Raw genomic sequence first — 21,635 nt, forward strand, 5'->3', positions numbered from 1 at the left:
CAATGGCCCGTCATATCTACCGCTGCCCGCTCCGCTGGTCGGACATGGACGCCTTCGGGCATGTCAACAACGTCGTCTTCCTGCGCTATCTGGAAGAGGCGCGGATCGACTTCATGTTCCGGCTGGCGCCGGGGGACGGCTCCCCGTCGTTCTCGGGCGGGTCCGTTGTGGCCCGGCACGAGATCGAGTACAAGCGGCCGCTGGTCCACCGGCACGAGCCGGTGATCATCGAGTCGTGGGTGACCAAGATTGGCGCGGCTTCGCTGACCATCGCGTACGAGGTCAAGGACGCCGAGGGCCCCTCGCAGATCTATGTGCGGGCCTCGACCATCGTCGTGCCCTACGACCTCTCCGCCGAACGTCCGCGCCGGATCAGCGCGGAGGAGAAGTCCTTCCTCCAGAAGTATCTGGACGACGCCGACGAGGGTGCCCTCGCCGCATGAGCGTGCCCGTGCAGAGTCTGCACTTCGCCGATGCGAGCGAGGCGGAGGATCTCGCCGCCTTCCTCGCCCGGCTGATCCACTACGACCGCGCCGCCGCCGTCCGCCTCCAGGCCGGCGGTGGCGCGCTCGCCGTTTTCGGACGCCCGCCCTCCTTCGAGGTGCTCGCGATCCGTACGGCACGCCTCGGTGACCCCGTCGAGCTGGATGTCACCGTCTCCGCGGGTGAGCTGCTCGAGTCTCTGGAAGGCGCGGAGTTCACCGTGCCCGCGCCGGTCACCGGGCCGCCGTGGGCCGGACTGCTGCCGCCGCGCGGCGGCTGGCGGGAGCTTCCCGGGCTCCCCGAGGTGACCGCGATGCGCGGCGCTGTCGCCGCCGCTGTCGCCGAATTCCGCACCCGCGACGAGCAGTTGCCCGCCGAGCGCCGCACCCGCGCCGAGCGGGACCGGATCGGGCGCGAGATCTGGTCGCGCACGGTCGGCGCCACCGGGCTTCCGCTGCGTGCGGTGCACGCCGCCCAGTCGCTCGGTTTTCTGCGCCCGGATGTTCCGGTCGCCCTGCTGTCCACGGGCGCATGGCTCAGACTGCGTACGCCCTTCGGGTCGATCGCCGTACGCACCAATGGCCTTGGCGGCCTGACCGTCACCCCCGCCCGGCGCGGTTGACCTCCACCGGCGCGGTGCTCAGCCGGCCGTGTTCAGTCGGCGGTGTTCACCATCGTGGCGGCGGCGTAGGTGAGGTAGTCCCACAGCTGCTTTTCGTGCTCCGCGGAGAGTCCCAGCTCGTCGACGGCCGTACGCATGTGCTTCAGCCAGGCGTCGTGCGCGGCCCGGTCGACGGTGAAGGGCGCGTGGCGCATCCGCAGCCGCGGGTGGCCGCGGTGGTCGCTGTAGTGGCGCGGGCCGCCCCAGTACTGCATCAGGAACAGCACGAGCCGCTCCTCGGCCGGGCCCAGATCCTCCTCCGGGTACATCGGCCGCAGCAGCGGATCGTCGGCGACGCCCTGGTAGAAGCGGTGGACGAGGCGCCGGAAGGTCTCCTCGCCGCCGACCTGCTCGAAGAAGGTCTGCTGCTGAAGCGTGCCGCGCGGAATCTCGTTCACGTGAATAAGCCTCGCAATGTGTCTCTGGTCAGCCCCGAGGTGTGCCGGCCGGGGGTCCGGGGGTCGTCCCCCGGGGAATGCAGCACACGTACATCGTCTCAGACGGACCGGCCGGGCACCGAGGCCCTGGGACCACCCCCGCCCGGGTGCTCGCGTCGACGGCGGCCCCGCAGGACAGTGGATGCATGAGTACGGAGCTGGAGCGGTTCGCCGAGCCCGCCGCCGAGGCGCGGCGCTCGCTGGTGCAGACGATTGTGGCCGAGGGCGGGCTGAGCGATCCGGCCTGGCGGGAGGCGTTCGAGGAGGTGCCGCGGCATCTGTTCGTGCCGTACTACTTCGTGAGCCGGGCCGGTGCGTACGAGCGTCTGTGGTGTGAGGACCCCGATCCGCGGCGCCGTGCCCGTTGGCTGAGCGAGGCGTACATGGACGGGCCGCTCGCCACCCGGGTGCGCGACGGACGGCTGATCTCGTCCAGCAGCCAGCCCTCGCTGATGGCCCGGATGCTCGAAGTGCTGGAAGTACGGGACGGGCACGCGGTCCTGGAGATCGGCGCCGGCACCGGCTACAACGCCGCACTGCTCGCGCACCGGCTGGGCGACGAGCTGGTGACGACCGTCGACGTGGACCCGGAGATCACCGAGTCGGCGCGCACGCATCTCGCGGCCGCGGGTTACCACCCGGCCGTGATCACCGGGGACGGCGCACGTGGCTGCCCGGCGCGTGCACCCTTCGACCGCATCATCGCGACCTGCACGCTGCCGTCCGTGCCCTTCGACTGGCTGCCGCAGTGCCGGCCGGGGGCCCGGATCCTGGCCCCGCTGTCCACCGGGCTGATCGCGCTGCGAGTGCGCGACGACAGCCGCGGCCGGAGCGCGGAGGGGCGTTTTCTGCGGACCTCGGCGTACTTTGTGCCGCTGCGCGGCGGCGAGGCCGTACGAGAGGGGCACATCGGCGGGCTGCCGAGGCGCGCAATCGAGAACGACCTCTTCCGCTTCCTGCTGACGCTGACCGCGGGCAGCCTCGATCCGCACGAGGCGCTTTCGCTGTGGGAACGTGAACGGCGGCCGCAGCGGGACCGCTTCGGGGTCACCGTCAGGGGCCGGCACCAATGGGCCTGGCTGGACGAACCCGAGGGGCCTTATGCCTGGCCCCTCGGGCATCCGTCCAGTTAGAGGCCCGTGTTGGAGGCCTCGTGTCGGCGGCCCGTGTTGCGGAGGCCGCGTGACCGGCTGCGGCTAGCCGCGGCGGATCGTGATCGTCGTCCAGGCTCCGACGTGCACCCGGTCGCCGTCGTTCAGCGGGATCGGGACATACGGCTGGATCGGATCCTCGGCGCCGTTGAGCGTGGTGCCGTTGGTGGAGTTCTGGTCGACGACGGCCCAGGAGCCGTCGGGCTGCTGCACCAGCACGGCGTGCTGGTGCGAGACGCCCGGGTCCTCCGGCGGGACGGACAGGTCGATGTCCGGGGACTCACCGGTGGAGTGCCTGCGGCGGCCGATGGAGATCTGGTTGCCGACGAGCGGGAGATGCTGCTCGGGCGAGTACGCAGGCAGGTTGAGGCCGCTGGCGTCGGGACCGCTGCGCTGCATCATCGCCATGAAGTACTCGCGGTCGGGTCCGATCACGGCCGTCCAGCCAGCGGAGGCCTCGCCCTGGCCGGCCTGCTGGTACGGCGGCTGCTGGCCCTGCTGGCCCTGCTGGTTCTGCTGGTTCTGCGAGGGGCCGGGCTGCTGCGCGTACGGGGGCGGCTGCTGCTGATACGGCTGCTGCTGGAACGGCTGCGGCGGCTGAGGAGCCTGCGGTGCCTGAGGCTGCTGCGGCGCCTGTGTGTGCGAGGGCGGCGACAGCATCCAGTCGTCCCCGCCGCCCGGCTGCGGCTGCGGCGGCGCGGGCGGGGCCGACTGCTGATACCCGGGCGGCGCAGGCGGTCCGGGCTGCCCCGGCGGCTGCTGGAAAGACGGCGGAGGCGGCGGACCAGGCTGCTGGAAGGACGGCTGATGCCGCGCCGACGGCTCGTTCGTCAGCGGCTCGGCGGGCCTGTTCATCTGCGAGGGCCGCGAGCTCTGATACTCGTACGGATCGTGCTGCCGCGGAGCGGGAGGCGGCGGCGGTCCGGGTGCCGGCTGGGACTGGAAGCCCGGCGGCAGGTTCAGCCCACCGACCGGCTGGGGCGGAGCCACCGGGGTGTACGACGTCGCCGTGTGCGTGAGGAAGTTGTACCGGCACTCCTCGCAGAACGGGGCCATGGCCTCGCGCGGGGTGCGGCACTGCGGGCAGAGCTCGGCCTGGGCGGTGGCGTTCGGGTCGCCGGGACCGGGGTAGCCGTAGGCCGGCGGCGGCGGGGGAGGCGGCGGCGGAACGGCACCCGCGGGAGCGCCAGGACCGGCCATGCGGTGGCCACAGACCTCGCACCAGTCGTCGGAACCCGACTGGTGTCCGTTCGGGCAGGTCGGCATGTCGGCGCTTCCCCCTCTCCTCGTCCGGCCCGAGGGCCGTTTCACATCGGTGTTTCTGGGTGCTTCCAGGCGTTTCGGCAGGCTACTTCTTCACACGAACCGTCTTGGTGGAACGCGTTTCGAGGGTCATCTCGTCAGCCTCCGCGACCTTCGCCTTCAGTCGCACAGTACCCGTCGCCGCATCGACGACGTCCACCACCTTCGAAAGCAGTTTCGCAGTGTCCTCGTTCCCCGAGTCCGCCGCGAGCTGCACCGCGCGGCCCAGCTTCGCCGTCGCGCCGTCGATATCACCCGACTTGCGGGCATCCAGCCCCTGTTGGATGACTTGTGCCAGTTCGGCCTGGCCTGTGTAGTGCGCGACCTGGGGGTTGATCGAGGTGGACGCCACCATGTCGTCCGTCCACACCGCGCGTACCAGCCCCTGCGACAGCACTTGCGGAGTACCGCCGTCCGCGGCCGGAATGATCAGCGAGACCCGGGCCGCCAGCATCTCCTGGCCGATTCCCGCCTCCGGCACCGTGACGCATACGTGGTAGTCGCGGGACTCGTCGCCCCAGGAACCGGTCGGATAGTCCCCGGACCGCGGCCCGGCCTCGGTGCGCCGTCCGGTCAAGTCCTCCACCTTCGGCGCCACTTGCTTGACGAACTTGATCTCCACGCCGACCGGTGTCCACAGCCGCAGCGCAACGTCCGCGACCTCCTTGCCCATCGCGTTCTCCATCATGCTGGTGAAGTCCGCGGCCAGCTCGGCCGGGTTCGCGACGATGTCGGCGCTGCCGAGGAGCGCGGAGGCGATGCCGGTGACCTCCTTGACCTCCCAGTCGGTGCCGACTCCGCGGGCGTCGCAGGTGAAGCGGCCCGCGCTGGCCTCCAGGGTGGCCTGCAGATCCTCCGGCTCCTCGTGTTCGTTACGGCCGTCGGTGAGCAGGATCCCGTGCCGGATCGCCCCGTCGGAGGAGGCGAGCAGCCGGTCGGTCAGCCGCAGCCAGGTGCCGATCGCGGTGCCGCCGCCCGCGGTGAGCCGCCGCAGGGCGTCCTTGGCCTGGGCGCGGGTCCCCGCATCGGCGACCGCGAGCCGGCCGCCTCCCGGATAGACCTCGCTCGCCACATGGGTACCGGCGACCACGGCGAACGCGGTGCCGTCGCGCAGGATGTCGATGGCGGCGGCCGTGGCATCGCGCGCATTGCGCATCTTGGTCGGCGGATAGTCCATCGAGCCGGAACAGTCGACCATGATCACTACGGCGGCGCCCGGCGACTGTCCGGGTATGGCGGAGGGGGAGGGGGCTGCGCCGGTGAGCGGAACCCGGCCGCTGGTACCGCCCCCGGTGGAGGTGACGGTGACGATCCCGTTCACCTCGCGGCCGCCCTCCGGCAGATATTCGTTCTGATACACCTCGACGGAGAACTGCGGCACCTGGGACTTGGAGAAATTGGCCATCGGATCGGCTCCTTGAGGCTCCACTCGGGCGGAGTTGGTCAGCAGGAAATTGACACGGGCGTCTGCGGGCGCGAGCGTGGCGGACCGTTTCGGCGGATGGAAGAGGCGGACAAATAGGGGCTCAAGCCTTGTTGTAGGCCGATCCTGCCCCTTGCTGCGGCACGGTGAACGGCAGGACAGCCACTGTTACGTTGTCGTGGCCCCCGCCGTCGAGCGCGTGGCCGACGAGAACCTGTGCGCTGTGCAGCGGCCGGTCCGCGGCGTCGGCCGGGATCGTGCGGGCCATGTCATCGGCGGCCTCCGCGTAGTTCCACAGGCCGTCCGTACAGACGACGACCACGCCGGAGCGGTCCGGCTTGAACGACGCCGTGTGCGGCTCCAATTCGTACGCATCGGCCCCGAGCCAGCCCGTGATGGCGTGGGCGCGCTCGTCGGCGTACGCCTCCGCCTCGCTCATCAGGCCTGCCGCCACCATCTGGGCGGCCCAGGAGTCGTCCTCCGTGAGCCGGGCGGGCGGGCCGCTGCGGTCGTCGGGCACCCAGTAGGCGCGACTGTCGCCGACCCAGCCGATCACCAGCAGACCGCCCGCGGCCACCGCGCCGACGATCGTGCACGCGGGCGCGTTCTGATGGCGGTGCGGATCGTGCTCCATCGCCTCGCTCTGGCCCGGGTTCGCGGCAAGGGAGTTGACTGCCTCGGAGGCGGCGACGATCGCCTCGTGCATGGCCTGCTGGGGGTGGGTGCCGCGCGGCAGCGTCTCGAGCAGCAGCTCATTGGCGGCGCTCGCGGCGGCCGCGGAGGCGTCGTCGGGGCGGGTCGCCGACGACACCCCGTCGCAGACGATCGCGACGACGGCGGGTGAGCCGTCCGGCAGGGCCGTGGAGGAGACCGCGAACGAGTCTTCGTTGCGGTGGTGGCGCAGGCCGCGGTCGCTGACCGCGGCGACCGAGCCGAGCTCCTGCTCCATGTGATCGCGCTCGCGGGGCTGGGCGTGACCGCAGTTCTCGCAGTAGCCGTCCGTGTCGACATGGCCGGCGCGGCAGGCCACGCACAGCTTGACGCCGGAAGGGGGCGTGACGGGCTCCACGGCGCGCGGGTCGGCGGCGACGGCGCTGCCGGGGTCCGGGGCGGCGAGCTCGAAGTCTCCGCCGGGGTTCGGCGGGGCGCTGGGCGAGGCCTGGGGCGAGGCGTTGGACGGGACTGAGGGTGAAGCTGCCGGCGAGTCGCCGGGCGGGCCGTCGTACCGTACGGCCGAGGCCGACAGCGGGCCGCCGCCCGAGTCCGTCCCCGGCAGATCGCCGGGCCGCTGCACCGGCGCGGGCTTGCCGGAGCTGTCCGTCCCGCTGGCCGTCGGCCACGCGACCGGCGTGCCGATGGCCATGGTGGGACGGTCGGGCTGCGGCGCGGGCGCTGCGGCGAGGTTGTACCCGCACGCACCGCAGAAGAGGTCACCCGTCTCCAGCGGTTCCGCGCAGCCGGGGCATGTCGAGCCGGCGGTCGGCCGATGCTTCTGCGACGCCATCAATCACACCCACGTCCGGGGGCGGAAGCGGTTCGCCCGCTCCACCAGCTCTATCCGCTCCTCGCCGCGCTGGGCGAGCCGGGCGAGCACCCGGTAGGAGCGTTCCAGCCCGAAGCGCAGGCCGCGCTCGTCCAGTTCACTGCCGAGCAGCACGGTCTGCGCGCTGCCCGGATGCGGTGCGTGTGGTGCGTGCGGTGCGATTGGCACGGACGGCGGGGCTCCGGGACTACCGGAGAGTACCCAGTCGAGGGCCGTGCCGAGTACTTCTGTGGACAACCGCTCGCGGCGCACCGCGTCCAGACCGAAGTCTTTCAGGGCGTCCACCTGCGCCGCTGCCGCCGACAGGTCGTCGATCAGCGGGTCGTGCGCGGCGCGTCGCCGCAGCCGCGCCCGTACGGCGGCGACGCGGGCGGCCGTGTAGTGGATCGACGCCTCCGGCACCGACTCCAGAGTCCGTACGGCTCCGGCGCGGTCGCCTGCCGCGAGCTGCACCCGTGCCAGGCCGAACGCGGCGCTGACATAGCTCGGGTCGGTCGTCCACACCAGGCGGTAGTACTCCGCGGCGTTGTCCAGCTGGCCGAGCACCTCCGCGCAGACGCCCAGCGCCAGCTTGGGCGCGGGCTCGCCGGGGAACGCGTCGTAGATCGCGTCGAAGGAGAGCGCCGCGACGTCGTGGTCCCCGGACACCAGGGAGGCGAGGCCGCGGTACCAGACGATCCGCCAGTCGTCGGGGTGCTCGCTCTCCAGAGTGGCGAGCGCCCTCGCGGCGGAGTCCAGCTCGCCCATCTCCAGCCGGGCGCGCAGCTCGCGCAGCCGGGTTTCCGGGGATGCGGCGGACACGGTGTGCAGCGCGGTGATCAGCTCGGCGGGCGCGGAGGCCATCAGACCGGCCAGGAACCCGGCGTTGGGGTCGTTGGGATCGACGCGCGGCACGGGCAGGGCGAGGGAGGTCGCCCGGGCGTCGAGGGGTGCGAGGTGGGGGGCGAGGGCGGAGGCATTGGCGGCTCCGCCGCCCGCGATCCCGCCGCCCGCGATCCCGGCGCCCGGCACCAGCGCGCCGCCCCCGTTCCCGGCCGTGCCGGGCCCGTATCCGGCGGCCCCGTATCCGACGGCTCCGCCCCCCTGTTGGAGGGCAGCACCGCCCACCCGCGCACCCGGCACCAGCGGGGCGCCCGTAATCCCGGCCGCGCCGCCCACGATGGCGCCCCCTCCGGCATGCTTGCCGCGTACGCGGCCCGAGGTCCCCTCGGCGCGGGCCCCCAGCTGCGAAACGTCCCCTGTCAGCTCGGCGAACAACTGTGTGTCCGTCACTCGCAGTTCCGGCCCGAACAGCGTCGACAGCGAAGGCCGCGGCCGGCCCGTCTGAATCGCGACGACCTCCCTCAGCACCCCCGTCAGCTGCTCCGCCATCTCCTGCGCCGAGGCGAACCGTCGTGCGGGATCCGGGTCCGTCGCCCTCACGAGGAGCCGGTAGAAGGACTCGTACGTCTGGAAGACCTTGATGTTCTCCGGGTCCGGCAGGGAGTCCACGAACACATTCGTGTAGCCCTGGAAGTCGAAGGTCAGCACGGCCAGCGTGCGCGCGACGGTGTACAGGTCGGAGGCCACCGAGGGGCCGACCTCGGCGACCTCCGGGGCCTGGTACCCGACCGTGCCGTAGATCGCGGACTCGTCGTCGTCCATCCGGCGGACCGCGCCCATGTCGATCAGCTTGAGCTCGTCCTGCTGCTGGATGGCGTTGTCGACCTTGAAGTCGCAGTACAGCAGGTTTCTGCTGTGCAGATGCCCGAGCGCCTCCAGCGCCTCGATGCCGTACGCACAGGCCTGACCGACCGGCAGCGGATCCCGCTTGCCCACCGGGTTGCGCCGCTCGTTGGCGATCTCCTTCAGCGACTTGCCGCCGACGTACTCCATGACGATGTATCCGTCGAGCGAGCCGGTCCGCTGGTCCAGATGCTCCACGAAGTTGTAGATGCGGACGATGTTGGAGTGCTCGATCTCGGCCAGGAAGCGGCGCTCGGAGATCGCCGCGGCCATCGCGTCCTGGTCGCCGGTGTCCAGCAGTCCCTTGAGCACCACCCACCGGTCGGAGACCGCGCGGTCGACGGCCAGATAGACCCAGCCCAGGCCGCCGTGGGCGAGACAGCCCACCACCTCGTACTGCCCGTGCACGATGTCGCCCTGGGCGAGCTTGGGCACGAACGAATACGGGTGGCCGCACTTGGTGCAGAACCCTTCCGTACGGCCCGGTCGCTCACCGCGCGAACGCCCCACCGGCGCCCCGCAGTCGGAGCGCGAGCAGAACCGCTTGCGCTCGGGGACCTCGGGGTTCTCCATCACCGCGGAACGCGGATCGGGTCGCGGCACCTCCGGCACCGTGACCAGGCCCGCGCCCAGCCGGTTGCGCCCGGACGCACCCGTGGAGCTGCCGGAGCTGCGCACCGACACGGACCGGGTCGAGGTGCTGCTCCCGGTCAGCGAGCGCGAAAGCCGCCCGGAGACGGAACGGCGCGAGGTCGACGAACGCGACGAGGCCCGCGAGGAGCGCGAACTGCTCCGCGCGGAGCTGGAGCCCCGGCCGCCGCCGGTGATGCCGGTGGGCGGCGAGGACACCATGCCGCTCGACGAGACGACGGGCGCGAGCCCACAGGTGTCGCAGTACAGCTCACCGCTGCCCATGTCCTCGTAGGAGCCCTCACAACCGGGGCGCTGGCACTGCTTGTTCTCGCTCACGAATCCCCCCTTCGGTCATTGGGCCCACTGGGTCCCGGCTGCCTCGGCACCAGTGCTTCAGCGGCTGCCTGCTGATAGCGCAACACCGCCTGCTCGGCGACGCGCAGATCGCACGGCGCGCTCCACAGCATCCGGCGGGCCGCGTCGTACCGCTCGATCAGCAGCGGATCCTCCGCAAGCCCGTGCCGGGCCACCTTCGCCTTGTACGCGTCAAGCCGGCCGCGCAGCTCGGCGCGGACCGCGAGGGGGGCGGTGACCGCCGTCAACGACTCGCGGGCGCGCAGCAGTTCGTCCTCGGCCTCGCGCTCCAGGGACTCCAGAAGCGGCGAGAGCCGGTTCCACTGGGAGTGCCTGCGGTATTCGGCGGCGGTGGAGAGCCGTTCCTGCAGCGCGGTCGGCGGACCGCTGACCGCGGGCACCTCGGAGGCCGCGATCTTCGCCAGCACCTCGCCGCGCGCGGAGCGCGCCTCGGACAGCGTCCGGTCGGCGCGCGAAAGCACGTCACGCAGCCGGATCAGCCGCTCCTCGGAATCCTGCCTGACGCGAAGTACGGCCTCGATCTCCCGGCGGATGTCCTCAAGGGCGCGCGCCGCACGGTCGTAGCGGTCGGTGTCGGGGCGGCCGCCGCCCGGGGCCGAACTGCCGGGTGCGGACCTCCAGAAGGCGAGCGGGTCGGAGATCACCTGGGCGCGCAGCGTGGACAGTTCATGGGTGATCGACTCCAGTTCGTCGCCGGACGGGTGCTCCCCGGGCCGTACGCCGACGGAGTGTGCGAGTGAGCGGGTGCGCTGCAGCTCGGCCGAGAGCAGGTCTATCCGGGCGGGCAGCGCGGACCACACCGAATCGGCGGTGACCACCATGTCCAGCGAGCTCGCATACAGCTCGTTCATCCGCGCGACGAGCTCTTCGAGGGTGAACTGCTCGGACAGCTTGGCGGGTCCGTTGATCGAGGGCGAGGGGTGGGTGGCGGAGCTTGCGACCGTGACACTGCGGCCACGCAGCCGGTCGGTCAGCTCCACCAGGTCGTCCCGGCTGGGCCAGCGCCGCCCGGCGCGCAGCTCACGGGTGTCCTCCAGGGCGGCGGTGTACGCGTCGAAGTACCCCCACAGCAGGCTGATCGCCAGCTCGGTGGAGGCCCAGCGGTCCTTGGTGACGCCCGTGAGCTCGGCGCCTTCGAGGAGTCTGCGGCCCGCATGGTCCTGGAGGGCGAGGAGCGACGTCTCGATCGCCTCGTGCTCCGCGCCGAGCCGCGCCAGCGCACGGTCCACCTCGTCCCGGTCCATTACCGGCCCCGGGGGTCCCCCCGCGAAGCTGGGGGAGGATCCCGCCGCGCCCATCGATCACCTCTCCGCTCTTCCCTGCAGGACAATTGTTCGGCTGTACGGCCAGTTCAGTTGTGCGTCCGCTTGTTCAGCTGTAGGGCCTGTTCAGCCGCACGGCTTGTTCAGCAGTGCGGCTTGGTCAACTCCGGTACTTCGGCGCGGGCGGCCCGGCTATCCCGGGCAGATCGGCGGCCAGCCATTTGTTGTACGCCTCGGTCCACGGACCCCTGCGATAGTCGTCGAGCACCTTGTTCACCCGGCGCACCAGGTCGTCCTTGCCGAGCTTGGTGGCCACACCGTAGAACTCTGTGGTGAAGGGCTTGCCGCCCTTGAGCTCGACCGCCGGGTCCTGGGCCGCCTGGCCCGCCCCGAGGGCGTTGTCCGTCACGACCGCGTCGACCAGGCCGAGCTGGAGCCGCACCAGACAATCCAGCTGGTTGGACACGGTGAACACGTCTTCGTCCCCCGGCTGCCCGTCGTGCATGTCCTTGAACGTGGCGCCGAAGGACTTCTTCTCCAGCTCTTCGTAGGCCGTCGAGCCTTCTGCCGTGCACACCCTCTTCCCGGCCAGGGACTTGTCGTACCCGGTGATGGATGAGCCCTTGGGGGCGAGGACCTGCTGGCCCGACTGGAAGTACGCCGTGGAGAACGCGACCTGCTTGATCCGGGCGCAGTTGATCGTCATGGTGCGGACGACGATGTCCACCGTGCCGTTGTTCAGCGCGGGGATGCGCTGGTTGGTCGGGATGGCGCGGAAGATGATGGCGTCGGGCTTGCCGAGGATGTCCTTGGCGATGGCATGGGCGAGATCGATGTCGAAGCCCTCAAGACCACCGGTGGCCGGATTGCGGTAGCCCCAGCGGTAGCTGTTCTGGTCGACGCCGACGATCAGCTTGCCGCGCTGCACGATCGCGTCGATGTTCGGCCCGCCGGCTGCCGATGACGGCAGGGAGCGCTCCGGTTCCGTGCAGCTGTCCGCCTTCGCGGGCGTGGTGCCGGCCGGGCCCTGGCCGACCGAGTTGGAGCCGGGGGCGTCCGCGCCGCTGTGGGACAGCGGCAGCAGCGTGACGGCTGCGGTCAGCGCACAGGCCGCGGCCATCCCCGCGACGCCGCCCCAGCCGCGGAACCTGCTCCTCGTGCTCGTCATCTCTCCCCCTCTCACCGGTACTCCGAAAGCCTGCGGTTGATGCCGATCACGGCGCCCGCTCCACCCAGCACCGCCAGTGCGGCCGCACCGATCGGCAGCCCCGTCAGCGCGCCGCGCCCGTCCTCGGCGGCACGGGTGAACTCGCGCTGCTCATGCCCGAGCGCATTCGCCAGCGCCTCGTCGACCCGGTCGAAGGACTGACCTGTCGATGCCTTGGGTCCGATGACCTTGTCCAGCGCGCCGACGTAGTCACCGGCCTTGTCGGTCGTGCTGGCGCTCTTGTGCCGGACCTTCCACTCGGACACGCTCGCGACCGCTGCCTCGACGGGATCGCGGCCTTCGGTGTCATCGGCGAGCTTCTGAGCCTCGTTCAGCTCTGTGCCGAGCTTGTCCATGCCCGTGCTGTAGTCCGTCTCGTACTTGTCGCTCTTGCCGTCGTCGGTGAGCACCGCACCTCGCGCCACCAGCGTGAGGTTCTCATTGGCGCGTGCCTTCAGGGAGTTGATCCGCGCGTCGTTGAGGACCTTCAGGGACTTCTGGCCGTGCGCCTTTGCGTCGTTCAGCTCGGCGCGGGCCACCATGTGTCCGACGGCCAGCCACAGCAGGACGACGGTGGCGGCGGCAGTGGCGGCGAGCAGGCCGTGGTTGAACACTCTGTTCGTACGCAGGTAGTTGCGACGCTGCGCCCAGGCGAGGGCGGCCAGTGCGATCACGCCGACCGCGAGCGAGAACAGGGGCCAGAAGCGGGCGTGGTCGTCGTCCTCGTCCAGCCTGGCGGTCTCGGCGTCGTACAGCTTCTGGGCGGCGGGCAGCAGCTGCTTGGTCATCTGCTCGTTCGCATACCGCAGATAGGCGCCGCCGAGCGGCAGGCCCTGGCGGTTGTAGGAACGGGCCGTCTCGACCAGGCCCGTATAGCGGGGGAGCTGCTCATTGAGGGTGGCTATCTGCCGCCCGGACTCGCTCGCACTGTCCGTGTTCGTCGCGGCCTTGACCAGCAGCTTGGAGGCGAGGGCGATGTCCTTCTGATACCGCTCGCGGGCCGCGGGCTCCTTCTCGGCGCCGGCCAGGAAGCCGCTGGAGGCCGCCGTGTCCGCGTCGGCCAGGGAGCGGTAGACGGACGCGGCGTCCGCGCTCAGCGGCTGGCTGCGGCTCACCACATCGTCGGCCGCGGCCGCCCGGTCGGAGATCTCGAAAGCGGTCACCGCGCCGAACACAATCACCAGCGCTGCCAGGACAGCCCCGATGATCTGCAGCCGCCCCGGCTCGGTCGTCGCCGCCGCCCGCAGCCGCTCCTTGCCCTCGGCCCAGGCGCCGCGGTGCGCGGGCGGCCGGCCCGGCGGCTGTGCGGGTGCATGCGTCGGAGCCGACTGAGGTGCGCTGCGCACACTCGGCGGGTATGTCACGTGACCTCCCCCTCGGTCCCTGACGTCGGCCCGCCCCCCGGCGGCGGGTTGGGGATGTCCCCCGGCCAGCAGTATGGCCGCAGTGACCGACAATCACAGCAGGATTGACTGGATCTTGTTCCTTTCGCTTCGATTCAGGATCCCGCCAGTCCGAACTCCCCACCATGAACACGCTTCTCTGCGTAGATCGGTTCCCGTTGCACGGACGCTGCCCAGGTATCGGCGAGCCCACGCCACACCACTGCGACCGCCACACCATTGGGGCCGCTACACCATTGCGACCGCCACACCATTGGGACCGCCCACACAGCGCCGGCCGCTACGCCGAGGCAGCCGGAAGCAGTGCGGGCTGCCCCATGAACCGGGGCCGCGTCCCGTGGTGCGGCTGCGCGGCGTGCACCAGGAATGGGTGGCAGAGATACACATCGCCCGGCCGCCCCGTCGCGTACACCACCTGCCGGTGCGCGGACGCCGCATCGATCTCCGGACCGATCTCCATGATCGCGGCACCTTCCTCCCCGTACGGCTCCAGCACGCCAGGCATGTCCTGATGGGATCCCACCCGGATCCGGGTCGGCGCGTCCTCCTCGCCGACCTCGCTGAACAGGAAGAGCATCAGCAGCACCCGGTCGCGGGAGCGGTGGTTGGCCCAATACGTGCTCGCCCCCTCGGGCAGATAGCTGCCCTCGATGTGCCATCCCGCGTCGGCCGGCTCTTCCGCATGCGGAAAGCGCAGCGGGAACGACCCGAGGACCGATCGCGGCTGCCACCGCCCCGGCCCGACCAGACGGTCGAACGCATCATGCAGGACAGGCATGTTGGCTGCCTGCCGGAACGGCTCCTGCCCCATGCCCCACACCCAGTGGACCGGCTTGCTCCACGTCGCCGGATCGTCCGGGTCGCAGCCGGTCTCGGCCCACAGGAGCGCGGCGCACTTTGCCGCCACATCCGCGGGAACGGCCCCTTCGAGCTTCACAAACCCGTCCGCATCGAATCGTTCACGCAGTAAGTCGCCCATGCCCCCGATCCTGATAGCGGGAACACGGGCGACGCATCCCAATTAACGTGGCGTCCGGGCGTAGTGCGCGCGCAGCCTGGCGCGTGCCTCGGCCGGCGCCCCGACATGATCGAGCCCCAGCAGCGCCGCACCCAGTACCGGCGGCGCGGTCACCACCTCGATGACCGCCTTCGGCGCCCGGGCCGCCAGCAGTTTGCCGATGTGCTCCTCCAGCTCCGGGTGCCGGGCCGCGAGCACGCTCCCGCCCAGCAGCACCGGCGCCTCCTCATCGAGCAGTTCGAGCCTGCCCAGCGCCACCGTGGACATCGCGACGACCTCCTCCGCAAGCCGGTGCACCAGCGAGCGGGCGACCGGATCGCCCTGCGCACCGGTCGCGAAGAGGACGGGAGTCAACTCATGCTTGCGCGCCGACGCGATGTGCCCGAGGTGCAGCGCCTCGATCAGGGCGTACATGGAGTCCAGGCCGAAGTGCGCGGGGAGCGTGCGCGCGAGCGCCGTCGGCTCACCGCGCCCGTCCTCCGCCCGTGCCGCGAACCACAGCGCCTCCTCGGCCAGCCCCGAACCGCCGCCCCAGTCCCCGGAGATCTTCCCGATCGCGGGGAAGCGGGCGGTACGGCCGTCCGGCAGCATCCCCACGCAGTTGATGCCGGCCCCGCACACCACGGCCACGCCTCGCGGCTCGTCGACCCCGGCGCGCAGTATCGCGAAGGTGTCGTTGCGCACCTCGGTGGTTCGGCCCCACTCGCGCGCGTGCAGAGCGGCCGTCAACTCCCTTTCCTCCACCGGCAGATCGGCGTTGGCGAGACAGGCCGACACATGCCCGACACTGTCGATGGCCGCACCCTGCGCACGCGCCGTGGCCAGCGCCTCGCCGACCGTCGAGCCGAGCACGTCGAGCGCCGCCTCGACGCCGACCTTCGGCGGCTGGAAGCCGGGCCCGCGCGACGACACGAGTACAGCGCCGTCGGTGCCGATGACGGCCACGTCGGTCTTGCTGTTGCCCGCGTCGATGGCGAGGACCGATGCGTTCACGCCCACGTGAGGTGCTCCCGGTTGTGCGCGATCAGCTTGTCGGTGAGCGCGTCTGCGTACTCGTACTGGCCGATGAGCGGATGCGACAGCAGCGCCTTGAACACACGGTCGCGTCCGCCGCGCAGTGCGGCCTCCAGCGCCAGGTCCTCGTACGCCGTGACCTGCGCGATCAGCCCCGCATACAGCGGGTCGAGCTCCGGCACGGGCAGCGGAGTCGGGGCGCCCGAGCCGACCGCCGCCTGCACCTCGATCACGGCGTCGTCGGAGAGGAAGGGCAGGGTGCCGTTGTTGACGGTGTTGACCACCTGGTTCGGGCTGCCGCCCCCGCCGAGGAGTGAGGCCGCCAGATCCACGGCCGCCTCCGAGTAGTAGGCGCCGCCGCGCTTGGCGAGCAGCTCCGGCTTCGTATCGAGCGCCGGGTCGGCGTACATCTCGAGCAGCTGCTTCTCCATCTCCGCGACCTCGGCGGCCCGCGAGGGCTTCGCCTTCAGCTCCCGTACGACCTCGTCGTGCGCGTAGAAGTAGCGCAGATAGTACGAGGGCACCACGCCGAGCCGGTCGAGCACCTCGCGCGGCAGCCGCAGATCGTCCGCGATCGCGTCACCGTGCCCGGCCAGCAGCTTCGGCAGCATGTCCGGGCCGTCGGGACCGCCGAGCCGCACACCTGTCTCCCACGTCAGGTGGTTGAGACCCACATGGTTCAAGTGCACATCGGCCGGGGCGACCTCGAGGAACTTCGCGAACGTGCGCTGGAAGCCGATGGCGACATTGCACAGCCCGACGGCCTTGTGCCCGGCCTGCAGCAGTGACCTGGTGACGATGCCCACCGGGTTGGTGAAGTCGATGATCCAGGCATCAGGGTTGCTGCGCCGCACCCGCTCGGCGATGTCGAGCACGACCGGGACGGTGCGCAGCGCCTTGGCGAGACCGCCCGCGCCCGTTGTCTCCTGTCCGACACAGCCGCACTCCAGCGGCCAGGTCTCGTCCTGGTTGCGGGCGGCCTGGCCGCCCACCCGGAGCTGGAGCAGCACCGCGTCGGCGTCCGCGACGCCCGCGTCCACGTCGGAGGTGGTGACGATCTTCCCGTCGTGGCCCTGCTTGGCGAAGATCCGCCGGGCCAGCCCACCGACGAGCTCCAGGCGGTCGGCCGCGGGGTCGATGAGCACGAGTTCACTGATCGGGAGGGTGTCCCTCAGCCGGGCGAAGCCGTCGATCAACTCTGGGGTATAGGTGGATCCGCCACCCACGACTGCGAGCTTCATGAAAATCTAGCCCTTCACTCCGGTCAGTGTGACGCCCTCGACGAATGCCTTCTGGGCGAAGAAGAAGACGAGGATCACGGGGGCCATGACCAGCACGGTCGCGGCCATGGTCAGATTCCAGTCGGTGTGGTGCGCGCCCTTGAACGACTCCAGGCCGTACGACAAAGTCCAGGCCGCCGGGTTCTCCGAGGCGTAGATCTGTGGACCGAAGTAGTCGTTCCAGGCGTAGAAGAACTGGAACAGCGCTACGGCGGCGATGCCCGGCTTGGCCATCGGCAGCACCACCCTGAGCAGCGTGCGGAACTCACTGCAGCCGTCGACCTTCGCGGCGTCCAGATACTCATTGGGGATGGTGAGCAGGAACTGCCGCAGCAGGAAGATCGAGAACGCGTCGCCGAACGCCATCGGGATGATCAGCGGCCACAGCGTGCCGGCCAGGTCCAGCTGCTTCGCCCAGAAGAGATACATCGGGATGATGACCACCTGGGGCGGCAGCATCATCATCGAGATGACGAGCATCAGGGCCAGACGCTGCCCGCGGAAGCGGAACTTGGCGAGCGCGTACGCCACCGGGATGGACGAGACGACGGTCAGAACCGTGCCGAGACCGGCGTACAGCAGCGTGTTCTTCCACCAGGTCAGAAAGCCTGGAGTGTCCAGCACCCGGCGGTAGTTGTCCCACTGCCAGGTGTCCGGGACGAGATCACGGGTGAGCGCCTGCTGGTCGCTCATCAGCGAGGTGAGGACGACGAAGACGAACGGCAGCACGAAGAAGAGCGCGGCCGCGACGCCCAGCGAGTGCACGGCGATCCAGTGCAGCAGCGCCCTGCGGCGCGCGGTGCGCTCGGCACCGGCGACGCTCATGACGGCGGGGGCGGGCTTGTCGAGAATCTGCGCCATGGCTCAGTCACCCACCCGTACGAGGCCGCCGCGCCGTCGCATCAGGAACGCGGTGAAGACCATCGAGAGCACGAACAGGACGAGCGCGACGACCGCCGCGGCGCCGTAGTCGAAGCGCTGGAAGCCGACGTTGTAGACCAGCTGAGGCAGCGTGAGCGTCGACTTCTCGGGGTAACCGGGCTCGAACTGCTGCCCGCTGCCGCCGATGATGCCGGAGGCGACCTTTCCGGCCACCAGCGGCTGTGTGTAGTACTGCATCGTCTGGATCACTCCGGTGACCACGGCGAACATCACGATCGGGGAGATGTTCGGCAGGGTGACGAAGCGGAAGCGCTGCCAGGCCGTGGCCCCGTCCAGCTCCGCCGCCTCGTACTGCTCCTTCGGTACGTCGAGCAGCGCCGCCATGAAGATCACCATCAGGTCGCCGATGCCCCAGAGCGCGAGCGCGGTGAGGGCCGGCTTGGACCAGCTGGGGTCGGTGAACCAGCCCGGGGTGGGCAGCCCGATCGAGTCGAGGACCGAATTGACCGGTCCGGTACCGGGATTGAGCAGAAAGACGAAGGCGAGTGTCGCCGCGACCGGCGGGGCGAGATAGGGCAGATAGAACAGGGTCCGGAAGACCCCGGCGCCCGTCTTGATCTTGGTGATGAGCAGTCCGATGCCGAGGCCGAAGGCGACCCGGCAGGTGACCATCACCAGCACCAGCCACAGCGTGTTGCGCAGGGCGGGCCAGAACATCGGGTACTCGCTGAAGACGTACGTCCAGTTGTCCAGGCCGTTGAAGACGGGGGGCCGGAAGCCGTCGTACTTCATGAAGGAGAAGTACACGGTCGAGATCAGCGGGTACGCGAAGAAGACGCTGAAGCCGATCAGCCAGGGCGACATGAAGGCCGCGGTACGCAGTGCCTGTCTTCTGTGCTTCGCAACAAGACCGGACTGCCGGCGCTTCGACCGCAGCGTGTGCGTAGTCACTGTCTGCCTTCTGTCTTCTCTGCTACTTCTGCTTCGCGATGTCGGTGTCGATCTGCTTGGCCGTCTTCTCCAGACCGGCCTGCAGGTCCTTCGCCTTCCCGGACTCGTACTGGTAGCCGAAGTCCTGGAAGGTCACCTGGTACGCGCCGCCGTCGACGTTGGCCGGCGTGGTGTTGGACTTCGGGTGCTGCGCGATGTCGATGAAGGTCTTGAAGGCCGGGTCGATCTTCAGCTGCGGCGACGTGAGCGCGTCGATCGTGGAGGGCACGTTGTGGATGCCGTTGGCGAAGGCCACCACCGCGTCGGTGTCGGTGGTCATGTACTTCACCAGCTCCCATGCGGCGTTCTGCTTCTTGCTGGTGGAGGCGATGCCCATGATCGTGCCGGAGAGATAGCCCTTGCCGTAGTCGGCCACCTGGTCGTCGGCGACGGGCAGTGGCGCGGTGCCGATCTCGAACTTCACCTTCGCGTCCTTGGCCATGCCGAGCCGCCACTCGCCGTCCAGCTGCATGGCGACCTGACCGGTGTGGAAGGGGTGCTTGGCGCCCCACTCGTCACCGAAGGTGTTGCGGTACTTCTCCAGCTTGGTGAAGCCGCCGAGCTTGTCGACCAGACCCTTCTGGAAGGTCAGCATCTTCGAGAAGGCGGGGTCCTTGACGATGTTGGACTTGCCGTCGGCGCCGAAGTAGGTGGGGCCCCACTGCGAGACGTAGTGCATCGGGGTGGTCTCGTAGCCGTGGTAGTTCGGCATGAAGCCGAGCTGTTCGTACGAGTCGCCCTTGGGCTTGGTCAGCTTCTCTGCGACCTCCTCGAACTCGCTCCACGTCTTCGGCGGGGCGGTGATGCCGGCCGCCTTGAAGGCGTCCTTGTTGTAGTAGAGGCCGTACGCGTCATTGAGCAGCGGCAGCGAGCACTGGTTGCCGTCGAACTGGGTGTAGTCGAGCAGGGGCTTGTGGAAGACCTTGGCCGGGTCGATCTTCGACTTCTCGAGGAAGGGCCTGAGGTTGACGAAGGCGCCGGAGGTGCAGAACTTCCCCACGCTGTCGGTGGTGAAGGAGCTCACGACGTCCGGGGCGTTCGAACCACCGGCCCGCAGCGCCTGGTTGATCTTGTCGTCGGTCATATTGCCGACGACCTTGACCTTGATGTTGCTGTGTTCCTTCTCGAAGCGGACGACGTTCTCCTGGATCGCCTTGACCTCGCTGGGGGCGCTCCAGCCGTGCCAGAAGGTGATGGTGGTCTTGGCGTTGGGGTCGTCGTCGGCCGCGGTGTCGCTCGAGCCCGTACAAGCCGAGGCGAACAGGGATATGGCGGCGGTCGCGGCGAGTGCGGCTGCCGTCTTCCGGGTGCGTGTGGACATGACGGTGTCTCCCTGTGACGGGTCGAGGGCTCAAGAGGAAAGGGCGGGAAGGTGCTTTCAGTGAGAGGTGTTCGGTGAGACGTGTTCGGTGAGACGTGTTCAGCGAGAGGTGTCGAAGACTTCGTCCCGCGTGGTGGCAAGGGCGCTCTCGAGCGCCCCTCGCAGGACAGGGTGTTCCCGTACGGAACCGAGTACGAGACGGGGCCGTGGGGCGGCCAGTTCGGTGAGCTCCGCGAGCACGCGCTCGCGCAGTGGCTCCCCGCCGGCGGCGATCACTTCGCCGGACAGGACGACGAGTTCGGGGTCGAGTACGGCGACCATGGAGGCGAGACCGGTGGCAAGCCCGGTCGCGTACGCGTCGAGCAGCTGGCGGTACGCCCCCGAGTCGGCCTCGGCGGCCCGGGCGACCAGCTCGGTGGCGACCTCGGCGTGCGGCCCGTGGGCGACGCCGCCAATGCCCAGCTCGCGCGCCAGCCGGGGCAGCGCCTGGGCGCCGGCCAGCTCCTGGAAGCCGCCGCTGTTCGCCTTGGTCACCTGGCGCACGAGCGGGGTGCCGGGCACCGGCAGGAAGCCGACCTCACCGGCGCCGCCGGTGAAACCGCGGTGCAGCCGGCCGCCGATGACGACCGCGGCGCCGAGGCCCTCCTCGTTCCACAGCAGCACGAAGTTCTCATGGCCGTGCGCGGCGCCGAGACGCTGCTCGGCGACGGCGACCAGGTTGACGTCGTTCTCGTACTCGACGGGCATCGGCAGCACGGCGGCCAGCTCGTCGAGGAGGGTGGGGGAGTGCCAGCCGGGGAGATGCGACGCGTACCGCAGCCGCCCGGTGGACGGGTCGAACGCGCCGGGCGTGCCGATGACGAGCCGGTGCACATCGGAGCGGGTGACCCCGGCGGCCTTCACCGCCCCGTCGAGCGCCTCGGTGACCTGCCGCACGACACTCTCGGCGCGCCGGCCCGGGGTCGGCAGCTCGAACTCGCCGACGGTGGCTCCGGTGATGTCGGCGACGGCGGCGCGGATGCGATGCGGCGTGACATCGAGCCCGGCGGCGAAGGCGGCGCGAGCGTTGACGGCGTACAACTGGGCGTTGGGCCCGGGCCGCCCCTCGGTGGTCCCGGTGGCGACGACGAGCCCCGCGGATTCCAGCCGGGCGAGCAGCTGGGAAGCGGTGGGCTTGGACAGACCGGTCAGTTTCCCTATCTTGGTGCGTGACAGCGGCCCGTGCTCCAGCAGCAGATCGAGCGCGGCCCGGTCGTTCATGGCGCGCAGTACGCGCGGTGTACCGGGAGTGGTTCCGGCCACGACGGATGCACCTGCCCTTCGGCTGCCTGTTTCCCACCTGGTCCTTTGCTGGACTGTTAGGAAAGTTTCCTATTCGGTGGGAGGAAGGTAAGCCGCATGTCGGGCGGACGTCAATGGTCAGGGCTTTTTAGGCAGTCAAAGTGTTACCTGTGGGCAGGGGTGACGAGGGCAGCCTGGGTGCGGGGGCGCGGGATCGCCGCGGGGGCTTCTGGCGGGATTCCTG

Annotated in this window: 19 protein-coding genes; 4 read left to right on the forward strand and 15 right to left on the reverse strand. The window is 70.2% G+C overall.

The annotated features are described in order from the left end of the window. Positions 1-2: 2 nt before the first annotated feature. Both ACQEVG_RS05235 and ACQEVG_RS05240 read left to right on the forward strand, forming a co-directional pair. Positions 3-443, forward strand: coding sequence for an acyl-CoA thioesterase (locus tag ACQEVG_RS05235; protein WP_432977716.1), 441 nt, complete (start codon positions 3-5; stop codon positions 441-443). Beyond that, complete coding sequence (locus ACQEVG_RS05240; protein ID WP_432977719.1) at positions 440-1,105, forward strand: hypothetical protein; 666 nt, start codon at positions 440-442, stop codon at positions 1,103-1,105. Before ACQEVG_RS05235 ends, ACQEVG_RS05240 begins: the two co-directional genes overlap by 4 nt. Before the next feature lie 32 nt (positions 1,106-1,137). On the opposite strand, the gene ACQEVG_RS05245 is transcribed toward ACQEVG_RS05240, so the two are convergent. Further along, the gene (locus tag ACQEVG_RS05245; protein WP_432977722.1) at positions 1,138-1,542 is read right to left on the reverse strand and encodes a globin; all 405 of its coding nucleotides are present in this window, start codon (positions 1,540-1,542) and stop codon (positions 1,138-1,140) included. A 185-nt stretch (positions 1,543-1,727) separates the two neighbouring features. On the opposite strand from ACQEVG_RS05245, the gene ACQEVG_RS05250 reads away from it, so the two are divergent. Next, a complete protein-coding gene (locus tag ACQEVG_RS05250; protein ID WP_432977726.1) occupies positions 1,728-2,714 on the forward strand; it encodes a methyltransferase domain-containing protein in 987 nt (328 codons plus the stop codon). A gap of 63 nt (positions 2,715-2,777) precedes the next feature. Here the strand turns inward: ACQEVG_RS05250 and ACQEVG_RS05255 are convergent, their stop codons facing one another. The 4 genes from ACQEVG_RS05255 to ACQEVG_RS05270 all read right to left on the reverse strand — a co-directional run bounded on the left by ACQEVG_RS05255 (position 2,778) and on the right by ACQEVG_RS05270 (position 9,328). After that, positions 2,778-3,998, reverse strand: coding sequence for an FHA domain-containing protein (locus ACQEVG_RS05255; protein ID WP_432977729.1), 1,221 nt, complete (start codon positions 3,996-3,998; stop codon positions 2,778-2,780). A gap of 82 nt (positions 3,999-4,080) precedes the next feature. Further along, positions 4,081-5,439 (reverse strand): vWA domain-containing protein, encoded by a 1,359-nt coding sequence (locus ACQEVG_RS05260; protein WP_432977732.1) that lies wholly within the window; start codon positions 5,437-5,439, stop codon positions 4,081-4,083. A gap of 121 nt (positions 5,440-5,560) precedes the next feature. Further along, positions 5,561-6,961, reverse strand: a complete 1,401-nt coding sequence (locus ACQEVG_RS05265) for a protein phosphatase 2C domain-containing protein (RefSeq protein ID WP_432977735.1) — start codon at positions 6,959-6,961, stop codon at positions 5,561-5,563. Between the two features lie 3 nt (positions 6,962-6,964). Then, positions 6,965-9,328 carry a tetratricopeptide repeat protein gene (locus ACQEVG_RS05270; protein WP_432977738.1) on the reverse strand — a complete coding sequence of 788 codons (2,364 nt, stop codon included), beginning with the start codon at positions 9,326-9,328 and terminating at the stop codon, positions 6,965-6,967. Between the two features lie 10 nt (positions 9,329-9,338). On the opposite strand from ACQEVG_RS05270, the gene ACQEVG_RS05275 reads away from it, so the two are divergent. Further along, a complete protein-coding gene (locus ACQEVG_RS05275; RefSeq protein ID WP_432977741.1) occupies positions 9,339-9,650 on the forward strand; it encodes a hypothetical protein in 312 nt (103 codons plus the stop codon). Positions 9,651-9,690: 40 nt separating this feature from the next. Here ACQEVG_RS05275 and ACQEVG_RS05280 read toward each other — a convergent pair whose 3' ends face one another. From ACQEVG_RS05280 to ACQEVG_RS05325, 10 genes are all read right to left on the reverse strand, one after another. Further along, positions 9,691-11,031: a hypothetical protein gene (locus ACQEVG_RS05280; RefSeq protein WP_432977744.1), complete on the reverse strand. Its 1,341-nt coding sequence runs from the start codon at positions 11,029-11,031 to the stop codon at positions 9,691-9,693. A 124-nt stretch (positions 11,032-11,155) separates the two neighbouring features. Further along, a complete protein-coding gene (locus tag ACQEVG_RS05285; RefSeq protein WP_432977747.1) occupies positions 11,156-12,163 on the reverse strand; it encodes a glutamate ABC transporter substrate-binding protein in 1,008 nt (335 codons plus the stop codon). An 11-nt stretch (positions 12,164-12,174) separates the two neighbouring features. After that, entirely contained in the window at positions 12,175-13,566 is a 1,392-nt protein-coding gene (locus ACQEVG_RS05290; protein WP_432977750.1) for a hypothetical protein, read from the reverse strand. Between the two features lie 319 nt (positions 13,567-13,885). Then, positions 13,886-14,584: a phytanoyl-CoA dioxygenase family protein gene (locus ACQEVG_RS05295; RefSeq protein WP_432977753.1), complete on the reverse strand. Its 699-nt coding sequence runs from the start codon at positions 14,582-14,584 to the stop codon at positions 13,886-13,888. Positions 14,585-14,626: 42 nt separating this feature from the next. Next, the gene (locus ACQEVG_RS05300) at positions 14,627-15,622 is read right to left on the reverse strand and encodes an N-acetylglucosamine kinase (RefSeq protein ID WP_432977756.1); all 996 of its coding nucleotides are present in this window, start codon (positions 15,620-15,622) and stop codon (positions 14,627-14,629) included. Next, positions 15,613-16,878 (reverse strand): 6-phospho-beta-glucosidase, encoded by a 1,266-nt coding sequence (locus ACQEVG_RS05305; RefSeq protein WP_432977759.1) that lies wholly within the window; start codon positions 16,876-16,878, stop codon positions 15,613-15,615. The genes ACQEVG_RS05300 and ACQEVG_RS05305 overlap by 10 nt, the downstream gene beginning before the upstream one ends. Before the next feature lie 6 nt (positions 16,879-16,884). After that, on the reverse strand, positions 16,885-17,778 hold the full coding sequence (locus ACQEVG_RS05310; RefSeq protein ID WP_432977762.1) for a carbohydrate ABC transporter permease: 894 nt from the start codon (positions 17,776-17,778) through the stop codon (positions 16,885-16,887). Positions 17,779-17,781: 3 nt separating this feature from the next. Next, complete coding sequence (locus ACQEVG_RS05315) at positions 17,782-18,750, reverse strand: carbohydrate ABC transporter permease (protein WP_432977765.1); 969 nt, start codon at positions 18,748-18,750, stop codon at positions 17,782-17,784. Between the two features lie 22 nt (positions 18,751-18,772). Then, positions 18,773-20,110 carry an ABC transporter substrate-binding protein gene (locus tag ACQEVG_RS05320; protein ID WP_432977768.1) on the reverse strand — a complete coding sequence of 446 codons (1,338 nt, stop codon included), beginning with the start codon at positions 20,108-20,110 and terminating at the stop codon, positions 18,773-18,775. 99 nt (positions 20,111-20,209) lie between these two features. Then, complete coding sequence (locus tag ACQEVG_RS05325; protein WP_432977771.1) at positions 20,210-21,412, reverse strand: ROK family transcriptional regulator; 1,203 nt, start codon at positions 21,410-21,412, stop codon at positions 20,210-20,212. Positions 21,413-21,635: the final 223 nt, after the last annotated feature.

Source organism: Streptomyces sp. CA-135486, from assembly GCF_050936555.1.
Taxonomy (GTDB): Bacteria; Actinomycetota; Actinomycetes; order Streptomycetales; family Streptomycetaceae; genus Streptomyces.

Coding starts and splice junctions, on each gene's coding strand:
- ACQEVG_RS05305 (WP_432977759.1), bottom strand. CDS start 16,878: ATGAAGCTCGCAGTCGTGGGTGGCGGATCCACCTATACCCCAGAGTTG.
- ACQEVG_RS05310 (WP_432977762.1), bottom strand. CDS start 17,778: ATGGCGCAGATTCTCGACAAGCCCGCCCCCGCCGTCATGAGCGTCGCC.
- ACQEVG_RS05255 (WP_432977729.1), bottom strand. CDS start 3,998: ATGCCGACCTGCCCGAACGGACACCAGTCGGGTTCCGACGACTGGTGC.
- ACQEVG_RS05285 (WP_432977747.1), bottom strand. CDS start 12,163: ATGACGAGCACGAGGAGCAGGTTCCGCGGCTGGGGCGGCGTCGCGGGG.
- ACQEVG_RS05320 (WP_432977768.1), bottom strand. CDS start 20,110: ATGTCCACACGCACCCGGAAGACGGCAGCCGCACTCGCCGCGACCGCC.
- ACQEVG_RS05265 (WP_432977735.1), bottom strand. CDS start 6,961: ATGGCGTCGCAGAAGCATCGGCCGACCGCCGGCTCGACATGCCCCGGC.
- ACQEVG_RS05260 (WP_432977732.1), bottom strand. CDS start 5,439: ATGGCCAATTTCTCCAAGTCCCAGGTGCCGCAGTTCTCCGTCGAGGTG.
- ACQEVG_RS05240 (WP_432977719.1), top strand. CDS start 440: ATGAGCGTGCCCGTGCAGAGTCTGCACTTCGCCGATGCGAGCGAGGCG.
- ACQEVG_RS05280 (WP_432977744.1), bottom strand. CDS start 11,031: ATGGGCGCGGCGGGATCCTCCCCCAGCTTCGCGGGGGGACCCCCGGGG.
- ACQEVG_RS05235 (WP_432977716.1), top strand. CDS start 3: ATGGCCCGTCATATCTACCGCTGCCCGCTCCGCTGGTCGGACATGGAC.
- ACQEVG_RS05250 (WP_432977726.1), top strand. CDS start 1,728: ATGAGTACGGAGCTGGAGCGGTTCGCCGAGCCCGCCGCCGAGGCGCGG.
- ACQEVG_RS05295 (WP_432977753.1), bottom strand. CDS start 14,584: ATGGGCGACTTACTGCGTGAACGATTCGATGCGGACGGGTTTGTGAAG.